6 protein-coding genes are annotated in these 9,812 nt (G+C 68.8%); 2 read left to right on the plus strand and 4 right to left on the minus strand.

Annotation, left to right across the window (positions count from 1 at the left end; translation table 11 throughout):
* Positions 1 to 10: 10 nt before the first annotated feature.
* The 4 genes from TSO5_RS08815 to TSO5_RS08830 form a co-directional block, all read right to left on the minus strand.
* Positions 11 to 889, minus strand: a complete 879-nt coding sequence (locus TSO5_RS08815) for an EamA family transporter (RefSeq protein WP_109151233.1) — start codon at positions 887 to 889, stop codon at positions 11 to 13.
* On the minus strand, positions 886 to 2,715 hold the full coding sequence (locus TSO5_RS08820) for an ATP-binding cassette domain-containing protein (RefSeq protein ID WP_109151234.1): 1,830 nt from the start codon (positions 2,713 to 2,715) through the stop codon (positions 886 to 888). Before TSO5_RS08820 ends, TSO5_RS08815 begins: the two co-directional genes overlap by 4 nt.
* 117 nt (positions 2,716 to 2,832) lie before the next feature.
* Complete coding sequence (locus TSO5_RS08825; RefSeq protein ID WP_109151235.1) at positions 2,833 to 3,999, minus strand: hypothetical protein; 1,167 nt, start codon at positions 3,997 to 3,999, stop codon at positions 2,833 to 2,835.
* Positions 4,000 to 4,123: 124 nt separating this feature from the next.
* Positions 4,124 to 4,906, minus strand: a complete 783-nt coding sequence (locus TSO5_RS08830; protein WP_109151236.1) for a TerB family tellurite resistance protein — start codon at positions 4,904 to 4,906, stop codon at positions 4,124 to 4,126.
* A 286-nt stretch (positions 4,907 to 5,192) separates the two neighbouring features.
* On the opposite strand from TSO5_RS08830, the gene TSO5_RS08835 reads away from it, so the two are divergent.
* Both TSO5_RS08835 and TSO5_RS08840 read left to right on the plus strand, forming a co-directional pair.
* Positions 5,193 to 5,774 (plus strand): GNAT family N-acetyltransferase, encoded by a 582-nt coding sequence (locus tag TSO5_RS08835; RefSeq protein ID WP_109151237.1) that lies wholly within the window; start codon positions 5,193 to 5,195, stop codon positions 5,772 to 5,774.
* 159 nt (positions 5,775 to 5,933) lie between these two features.
* Positions 5,934 to 9,629 carry a hydantoinase B/oxoprolinase family protein gene (locus TSO5_RS08840; protein WP_109151238.1) on the plus strand — a complete coding sequence of 1,232 codons (3,696 nt, stop codon included), beginning with the start codon at positions 5,934 to 5,936 and terminating at the stop codon, positions 9,627 to 9,629.
* Positions 9,630 to 9,812 lie beyond the last annotated feature (183 nt).

A 9,812-nucleotide genomic window follows, 5' to 3' on the forward strand; every position in this document is an offset into this window, starting at 1 on the left:
TCGGGCCGGATCAGGTTGGATTGGTGACCGTCTGGTTGACCGCCTTCGGCCCGCGCCGGACGATCACCGCGACTCCGCCGATGGTCAGCAGCCCGCCGATGGCGAGGTTGATCGTCACCGGGTCGCCCATCAGCAGCACGCCGCTGGCGACGCCGAAGACCGGCACGGTCAGCAGATAGGGCATGGTCTGGTTGACGGAATAGCGTCCCAGCAAGGGATACCACAGCCCATAGGCGATGATGGTGACGGCGACGGCCATATAGGCGATGGATGCCCAGCCGACCCAGGTCGAGTTCGCCAGTGCCGCCATCTGCCCATGCTCCAGCAGCAGCGACAGGACCAGCAATTGCGGCATGGCGAACAGCGCCATCCAGCCGTTGACGGCGAAGCCGTTCACCGCCCCGATCAGCTTCATCTGCACGCTCGCCACCGCGAAGGCGAAGCTCGCCGCCAGGATCAGCAGCAGCGAATAGAGCGACTCGCCCAGCCGTGGCTCGCCCGCGATCACCGCCACGCCGGCGAAGGCGGCGGCCATGCCGATGCCGCGGCGCCAGCCCAGCTTGTCCTTGAACACCAGCGCCGCCAGCAAGGAGGAGAAGGGCACCTGCACCTGTGCCGCCAGCGAAGCGGTGGCGGCGTCGATCCCGTTGAGCCCGCTGAACATCATCGGGAAATGGATGCTGCCCAACGTCACCGACAGAAGCGCGATCTTCCACAGCTTGTCGCGCGGCACGCGGAAGAAGGGGATGATCAGCACCGCCACCAGGGCGAAGCGCAGGAACATCACGAACAGCGGCGGGAATTCGGCCAGCGCCCATTTCGCCACGACGAAGTTCAGACCCCAAAGCGCCATCACCACCAGCGCCTGGAGCGTGTGGGCGAATGTCATGCCCGCCCACCTTCCAGTTCCTCGCGCATCGCCTCCAACTCCAGCCAGCGCTCCTCCGCCGCGGCGAGCGCCGCCTGCTTGGCGTGCAACTGTTCGCTGGTCTTCTGGAACTTGGCGGGGTCGCGGCTGAACAGGTCGGGGTCGGTCAGCGCCTTCTCCAGCTTGGCGATCTCGGTGCCGAGCCCGTCCATGCGGGCCGGCAGCTCGTCCAGTTCGCGCTGATCCTTGTAGCTCAGTTTGCCGCGCGGCTTGGCTGCTGCGGCCGGGGCCACGGCCGCCGGCTTTGGCTTGGCGGCAGCGGCGGGCGCCGCCTTGGCCGGGCGCTGCACCAGATAGTCGGAATAGCCGCCGGCATATTCGGTGGCGGTGCCGTCGCCCTCCAGCGCGATGGTGGCGGTCACCAGCCGGTCGAGGAAGTCACGGTCGTGGCTGACCAGCAGCAGCGTGCCCTGATAGTCGCCCAGCACGTCCTCCAGCAGGTCCAGCGTGTCCATGTCGAGGTCGTTGGTCGGCTCGTCGAGGATCATCATGTTGCTGGGCTTGGCGAACAGCCGGGCCAGCAGCAGCCGGTTGCGCTCGCCGCCCGACAGTGCCTTGACCGGGCTGTCCAGCTGCCGGGTGTCGAACAGGAAGTCCTTGATATAGCCAGCGACATGGCGCGACACGCCGTTGACCATCACCGCGTCGCCGCCGAAGGGGCACAGCACCTTGCGGATGGTGTCTTCCGGGTCCAGCCCCTCGCGCCGCTGGTCGAAATAGGCGGTGTCGAGGCTGGTGCCCAGCTTCACCGTGCCCTCGTCGGGGTTCAACTGGCCGGTCAGCATCTTCAGCAGGGTGGATTTGCCGGCGCCGTTCGGCCCGATCAACCCCACCCGGTCGCCGCGCAGGATGCGGGTGGAGAAGTTCTTCACGATGGTCTTGCGGCCCTCGGGCGTGTCGAAGCCCTTGGAGATGCCGGTCGCCTCGATCACCAGCCGGCCGCCGCGCTCGGCTTCCGCGATGGCGAGCTTGGCCTGCTGGCCGCCCTTGATCTGCTCCGCGCGACCGGCGCGCAGGTCCAGCAGGTTGCGGACGCGCCCCATGTTGCGGGTGCGCCGGGCGGAGATGCCCTCGCGCAGCCACTTCATTTCGCTTTCGATCTTGCGGTCCAGCTTGTGGGCCGCGGCCTCCTCCGCCTCGAACACCTCGGCCTGCCAGGTCTCGAACTCGGCGAAGCCGCGGTCGGTGGCGCGCACCGTGCCGCGGTCGAGCCACAGCGTCCGCTTGGCCAACCGGTTCAGGAAGGCGCGATCGTGCGAGATCAGCAGCAGCCCGCCGCGGAAGGCCAGCAACTCCTCCTCCAGCCACTCGATGGTGGGGAGGTCGAGGTGGTTGGTCGGCTCGTCCAGCAGCATGACGTCGGGATTGCCGACCAGCGTGCGGGCCAGCGCGGTGCGGCGCGATTCGCCGCCCGACAGGGTGCGTGGATCGCGATTGCCGTCCACCTGCAGCCGGTCGAGCACCGCATCGACGCGGTGCGCCTCGTCCTGCTCGTCGGCGGGCAGGCCCTGCACGACATAGTCGTGGACGGTGGCGCAGCCCGTGAAGTCCGGCTCCTGCGGCAGATAGGCAAGGCGGGCGCCCGGCTGCACGAAGACGGTGCCGCCGTCGGGGTGGATCATCCCGGCCAACACCTTCATCAGCGTCGACTTGCCCGACCCGTTGCGCCCGACCAGACAGGCGCGGTCGCCGCGGCCGATGGACAGGTCGATGCCGTCGAACAGCGGACGGCCGCCGAAGGTGACGGTGACGCCCTGGAGCGCCGTGATGGGTGCGGGAGGAGCCATGGACCGTTCGTGCGCCGGAAAATCGAGGGGAGGGGATGGGTTATAGCGTGCCATCCCCCTCCGCCGCGACCCGGAAAAACGGTTGGGCGGGTTGCGTCCCCCGCGATTGCCGGCCGGTTACGCGGTCCCGGTCGGCGTCGGTACCTGCTGTTCCTGCATCTTGAAGCCGAAATAGGTGCCGTTGCTGATGCCGGTCAGCGCCAGCAGGTTGGCCGACATCTCCGGCATGCCCAGCGTGCGGGTGACCTCGTAGAGGAAGGTGATGCCCAGCACGCCGGTCCAGGCCAGAAGCTGCAGGCGGTGGATGTTGTAGCCGGCGGCGTCGCTCAGCAGATCGGGCAGCAACCCTTGGGACGGCGGATAGACCTCGGCCAGGCTGGCGGCCATCGCGGTCTGGTCGGGCGGGTTGGCCGCGGCGGCGGCGAGGTAGGCGGCGGCATGCTGGTGGCGCCGGGTGTCGTCGTCGCTCGGCCGGCGATCCTGGAAGGCGGCCAGGACGGAGGTGCCGCCGACGATCCCCATCAGCGCCATGGTGCCGGTGGTGATGGTGTCCATTGACCCGGTGATGGTCAGGATAGCGACATAGGAGGCGGTGACGATCCCGCTCCACCACAGAAGCTGGAAGCGGGCGAGGCTGTAGGGCGCCCGGTAGTTGGCCGGCATCGGCACGCCGGCGATCGGCGTGATGGCGTCGGTGCGGCCGAAATGGCGGAAGAAGGCGAACAGGAACAGCGCCGCCACCAGGGCGAACCAGACGGCGGCCAGTCCCAGGTCGCGGTCGCTGGCGCCCTGGATGGAGACCATCTTCGGCGCGGTGGTCATGCCGCCTGTGGCCGGGCCGAAGGCGACCGGCAGGGTCTTGGCGCCGGCGAGGTTGAAGAAGCCGCTGAAGGCGGTCTGCCATGACGCCCGCCGTTGGGCCGCGTCGTCGCCGTTGCCGGAGATGGAGGTGGAAGCGGTGCCCACCAGCTCACCCTTGGCCGAGCAGCCGAAGCTGGCGCGGGCGCCGGGGATGGTCTGGCCGTTGGCGACCAGGACCAGGGCTTGCGCGTTCAGCGTCGCGGCCTGCGTGGCGCAGTCGGTGCCGGCCGGCGGCACTCCCAGGTTCAGCGTCAGCGGCTGTCCCAGCACCACCCCCGGCACCACCCCCGGCACCACCCCCGGCACCACCGTCGCGTCGGCGGCTGCCGCCGGTATCTGCGCCTGCGCGGCGCCGCCCGTTGCAATCGTCGTTCCCAAAACCGCAGCGAAGATCGTCCGGATGATCGTGCGTTGCATCGTCATGTCGCCCCCAAAGCGCGCGGGCAACCGATCGCCCGCCCCGCCGGGAACGATACGTCAGGAAACGGGATAAAGCCTATGGCAAAGCAATTTCAAATCATCAAAAGCTGTGACGAATCGCGACATGTCAGGACAAGGCCGCGGCTCCCTCCCGTTGCCGGCGAATGCGGTCGTAGGCGGCATTGATCAGCGCGAGCTTCTGGGTGGCGAGGTCGATGAACTCCTGCGGCATGCCCTGGGCGATCAGCCGATCCGGGTGGTGTTCGCGCACCAGCGCCCGGTGGGCGGTTTTCACCGCGTCGTCATCCGCGTGGCGCGACACGCCCAGCACGGCGTAGGGGTCGGTCTCCGTCGGGCTGCCGGCCAGATGGTGACCGGCGACGATGCGGCGGAAGTCGGCCTCGTCGAAGCCGAAGATCGTGGCGACGGCATGCAGATACTCCACCTCCGTCTCGTGCAGCTCATCGTCGGCTTCGGCGATCATCAGCAGGCTGTCGAGCAACTCCTCCAGCACCGCATGCTTGTCCTCGAACAGCTTGGCGATCTGGCGGGCATATTCCTCGAACCCGCGGGTGTCGCGGCGGGCGAGGTCGAAGACGCGGCCGACATTGCCCAACTCCTCCGGCGGGACGCGGAACAGCCGCTTGAAGGTATCGACCTCCACCCGCTTCACCACGCCGTCGGCCCGCGCCATCTTGGCGGCCAGCGCGATCACGCCGATGGTGAAGGCGACGGTCTGCTTGGCCGCTTCGGCATCGGCATCGCTCATGCCCCGGCGCGGCTGGTCGTCCGGGCCGCAGGGCGACCACAGGTCGACCGCATGCCCGGCCAGACCGCCCAGCAGGGCGCCGATCGGCCCGCCGGTGAACAGGCCGGCCGCGCCGCCCAGGATCTTGCCCCAAATGCTCATGCTACGCCCTTATGTCCGCAGGCTCCCCAACCGGGGGCAGCATAGCGGCCGGAACAGGGCGGGCCAACTGTGGCGCACCGGCAACAGGCCAGCATTGTTCGCATTGCAAAGTTCTAATAAGCGCTTGCGATTCCCATCAGCCACGCCATGTTGCAATGCAACAAAGGGCGCCGCAGAGAGCGCCGGCCGTGACAAAAGCGGTGTCCGCCGGTGGCGGCGCCGGAGCCTGGGGAAAAACGTTCTGCGCGAATGCGTTTTCGGATTTTCGAGAACCGTGAGCAGAGCCATGCCTATCATCCGCAAGATCCTGCCGACCGAACTGCCCCAGTACCGGGCACATCTTCTCCGCCTTGACCGGACGGACCGCTATGCCCGCTTCACCGGCACCCTGTCGGACGAGGCGGTCGAGCGGCATTGCGCGGCCATCGACTGGGGCCGGACGGTCATCCTCGGCGCGTTCGAGGACGGCGTGCTGCGCGGCGCGGTGGAACTGTGCGGCGACCGCATCCTCTGGCCGCAACAGGCGGAGTTCGGCATCAGCGTCGAATCGGTGCTGCAGGGCAAGGGGGTCGGCAGCACGCTGGTCCGCCGCATCCTGAATGTCGCCCGCAACCGCGGCATCCGCCATGTCCACATGATGTGCCTGTCGGAGAATGTCCGCATGCGTGCGCTGGCCCGCCGCTTCGGTGGCCGGCTGGCGCTGGACAGCGGCGAGATCACCTCGCGGTTCGAGCTGCCGCCGCCCAACCAGTTCTCCCTCGCCCTGGAAGCGCTGGAGGATGGCACCGGCGCCTTCAACAGCATCCTGTCCGGCAACGCCATTCTTGGCCGTCTGCCCACCCCGTCGCCGCAGCGGCTGGCCGCCTGAGCGGCAGGGCTCTTCATCGGTGATCCTGTGTTCTTTCCGCCGCTTCCCTGCCTCCTGATGGGGACGGGCCACTCAAGCGGTTGAAATTCGCTGCCGGATCGCGAAACTCCGGCCCACGCGCGGTGCGGTTGCCGCGCATGGAAATCGGCGGGTGCGACGATGGGTGAGACGGAGAACGCGACGGTGGCCGGAGGGACGGTGGCCGGAGCGGCGGAAACCAAGCCGGCCCGGTGGCAGTTCTGGGTGGATCGCGGCGGCACCTTCACCGACATCGTCGGCCGCCGGCCGGACGGGTCGGTCGTGACCCACAAGCTGCTGTCGGAAAATCCGGAGCGCTATGCCGACGCCGCCGTCCAGGGCATCCGCGAGCTGCTGGGCCTGAAGCCGGGACAGCCGATTCCGCCGGACACGGTGGAGGTGGTGAAGATGGGCACCACCGTCGCCACCAACGCCCTGCTGGAACGCAAGGGCGAGCCGACCGTCCTGTTGATCACCGAAGGTCTGGGCGACCAGCTGCGCATCGGCCATCAGGCCCGGCCGAAGATCTTCGCCCGCCACATCCATCTGCCCGACCAGCTCTATTCCCATGTGGTGGAGGTGCCGGAGCGGGTGATGGCCGACGGCCGGGTGCTGAAGCCGGTCGACCTGCACGCCGTCCGCCGCGGGCTGGAGGAGGCCTACCGCCAGGGCTTCCGCGCCGCCGCCATCGCGCTGATGCACGGCTACCGCTATCCGGAGCATGAGCGGCAGGTCGCCTCGCTGGCCCGCGCGGTCGGCTTCACCCAGGTCTCCGTCAGCCATCTGGTCAGCCCGCTGATGAAGCTGGTCGGCCGCGGCGACACCACGGTGGCCGACGCCTATCTCTCCCCCGTGCTGCGACGCTATGTCGACCGGGTCGCCAACGACCTCAGCGTCGACGGCATGCCGGTGCCGCTGATGTTCATGCAGTCCAACGGCGGCCTGACCGACGCCCGCCGCTTCCAGGGCAAGGACGCCATCCTGTCCGGCCCGGCCGGCGGCGTGGTCGGTGCGGTGCGCACCGCCGGGATGGCCGGCTTCGACCGTGTCATCGGCTTCGACATGGGCGGCACCTCCACCGACGTGTCGCATTATGCCGGCGAGTATGAGCGCGCCTTCGACGCGGTGGTGGCCGGCGTGCGGGTGCGCGCGCCGATGATGCACATCCACACGGTGGCGGCCGGCGGCGGCTCGCTCTGCGTCTTCGACGGCACCCGCTTCCGTGTCGGGCCGGACAGTGCCGGCGCCAATCCGGGTCCTGCCTGCTACCGCCGCGGCGGGCCGCTGACCGTCACCGACTGCAACGTCATGGTCGGCAAGATCCAGCCGCGCTTCTTCCCGCATGTCTTCGGCCCGAACGGCGACCAGCCGCTGGATGCCGAGGTGGTGAAGGCCCGCTTCACCGAACTGGCCGCCACCGTCAACGCCAAGCTCGGCACGACGATGACCCCGCAGGAGGTCGCCGAAGGTTTCCTGCGCATCGCCGTCGACAACATGGCCAACGCCATCAAGAAGATTTCCGTTGAACGCGGCTATGACGTCACCGGCTACACGCTGAACGGCTTCGGCGGGGCGGCGGGCCAGCATGTCTGCGCCGTCGCCGATGCTCTGGGCATGACGCGGGTGTTCCTGCATCCGCAGGCCGGTGTGCTGTCGGCCTACGGCATCGGGCTGGCCGACACCGTCGCCATCCGCGAGCGCGCGGTGGAAGGTCCGCTGAGCGACGCCGTGGTCGATCGCCTGACCATGCTGTTCACCGACCTGGAGACCGAGGGGCGGGCGGAGCTGACCCGCCAGGGCGTCGCCGCCGACCGGCAGGCGATCAACCGCCGCGTCCACCTGAAGGCCGCCGGCTCCGACACCACGCTGACCGTCGCCTTCGGGTCGAAGGTGGCGATGACCAAGTCCTTCGAGGAGGCGCACCGCCGCCGCTACGGCTTCCTCACCCCCGGCACCGCGCTGGAGGTTGAGTCGGTGACGCTGGAGGCCGTCGGCCTGACCGACGTTCTGGAGGACCCGGAGCTTCCCGTCACCACCGCGGTGCTGCCGCGCCGGCTCGCCACCGTCGCGATGCATATCGGCGGCCAGCGCCGCGAGGCGCCGCTCTACGACCGCCGCCAGCTTCAGCCCGGCAACCGCGTCGTCGGCCCGGCGATCCTGGCCGAAGCCGTCTCCACCACCGTGGTCGAGCCCGGCTGGATGGCGGAGGTCACCCGCAAGAACCATCTGGTGCTGACCCGGCTGGAGCCGGCGACCCAGCGTCAGGCCATCGGGGTGAAGGGCGGGGTCAAGGGCGGGGCGAAGGTCGATCCGGTGACGCTGGAGGTCTTCAACAACCTGTTCATGTCCATCGCCGAGCGGATGGGCGTGACCTTGGAGAAGACCGCCCGCTCGGTGAACATCAAGGAGCGGCTGGACTTCTCCTGCGCCCTGTTCGACCGCGAAGGCGGGCTGATCGCCAACGCCCCGCACATGCCGGTTCATCTGGGATCGATGGGCGAGAGCGTGCGCGCGGTCATTGAGCGGCGTGGCGGCAGCTTCACCGCCGGCGAGAGCTTTGCGCTGAACGATCCCTACCATGGCGGCACCCATCTGCCGGACATCACCGTCGTCTCGCCGGTGTTCGACGAGGCCGGCAAGGACCTGCTGTTCTTCGTCGCCTCGCGCGGGCATCACGCCGATGTCGGCGGCATCACCCCCGGCTCGATGCCGCCGGACAGCAAGACCATCGCCGACGAGGGCGTGCTGCTGGATTGCGTGCCGGTGGTGGAGAACGGCCAGTTCCGCGAGGAGGCCATGGTGGAGCTTCTGCGCTCCGGCCCGCATCCGGCGCGCAACCCGGCGCAGAACATCGGCGACCTCAAGGCGCAGGTTGCCGCCAACGAGCAGGGCACCCGCGAGTTGCACCGCGTCGTCCGCCTGCACGGCCTGTCCACCGTCATCGCCTATATGCGCCACGTTCAGGACAATGCCGAGGAGCAGGTCCGCCGCGCCATCGGCGTGCTGAGCGACGGCGATTTCGCGGTGACGTTGGACAATGGCGCGGTCATCAAGCTGCGGGTGTCGATCGACCATGCCGCCCGCTCGGCGATCGTCGATTTCTCAGGCACCAGCACGCAACTGACCAACAACTTCAACGCCCCGTCGGCGGTCTGCCGGGCGGCGGTGCTCTATGTCTTCCGCTGTCTGGTGGACGACGAGATCCCGATGAACGAGGGCTGCCTGCGCCCGATCGAGATCGTCATTCCGCCCGGTTCCATGCTGTCGCCCAACCCGCCGGCCGCGGTGGTGGCCGGCAACGTGGAGACCAGCCAATGCATCGTCGATGCGCTGTTCGGCGCGCTGGGGGTGATGGCGTCGGCCCAGGGGACGATGAACAACACCACCTTCGGCAACGAGTGGCACCAGTATTACGAGACGGTCTGCGGCGGGTCCGGTGCCGGCAACGGCTTCGACGGCACCGACGCGGTGCAGACCCACATGACCAACTCGCGCCTGACCGATCCGGAGGTGCTGGAATGGCGCTTCCCGGTGCTGGTGGAGAGCTTCCGCATCCGCCGCGGTTCCGGCGGGGCAGGGCGCTGGCGCGGCGGCGACGGCGTGATCCGCCGCCTGCGCTTCCTGGAGCCGATGACCGCCGCCATCCTCGCCAACCACCGCAAGATCGCCCCGTTCGGCCTGAAGGGCGGTGCGGACGGTGCGGTAGGCCGCACCTGGGTCCAGCGCACCGACGGCAGCGTTCAGGAACTGGCCTCCCAGGACAGCACGGCGATGCGGCCGGGCGATGCCCTGGTGGTTGAGACGCCGGGCGGCGGCGGATTCGGGGCTGTGGGGTAAGGGGGCGTTTTTGGGCGTGATGCCCCCTCCCTAACCCTCCCCCGCTATGGCGGGAGAGGGGACTGCCGCCGCTCCTTTGCAACACTTTCGCAAAGCTCCTACCCCCCTCTCCCGCGAAGCTCTCGCACAAAGCTTTGCTTTGTGCTGACGCGACAGGCGGACCATAGGTCCGCTGAGAGCGGG

Origin of the sequence: Azospirillum sp. TSO5 (genome assembly GCF_003116065.1) — a bacterium.
Taxonomy (GTDB): domain Bacteria; phylum Pseudomonadota; class Alphaproteobacteria; order Azospirillales; family Azospirillaceae; genus Azospirillum.

Bases quoted from the DNA above. Each gene is read 5' to 3' on its own strand.
- TSO5_RS08825 (WP_109151235.1), bottom strand. From the start codon at position 3,999: ATGACGATGCAACGCACGATCATCCGGACGATCTTCGCTGCGGTTTTG.
- TSO5_RS08820 (WP_109151234.1), bottom strand. From the start codon at position 2,715: ATGGCTCCTCCCGCACCCATCACGGCGCTCCAGGGCGTCACCGTCACC.
- TSO5_RS08840 (WP_109151238.1), top strand. From the start codon at position 5,934: ATGGGTGAGACGGAGAACGCGACGGTGGCCGGAGGGACGGTGGCCGGA.
- TSO5_RS08815 (WP_109151233.1), bottom strand. From the start codon at position 889: ATGACATTCGCCCACACGCTCCAGGCGCTGGTGGTGATGGCGCTTTGG.
- TSO5_RS08835 (WP_109151237.1), top strand. From the start codon at position 5,193: ATGCCTATCATCCGCAAGATCCTGCCGACCGAACTGCCCCAGTACCGG.
- TSO5_RS08830 (WP_109151236.1), bottom strand. From the start codon at position 4,906: ATGAGCATTTGGGGCAAGATCCTGGGCGGCGCGGCCGGCCTGTTCACC.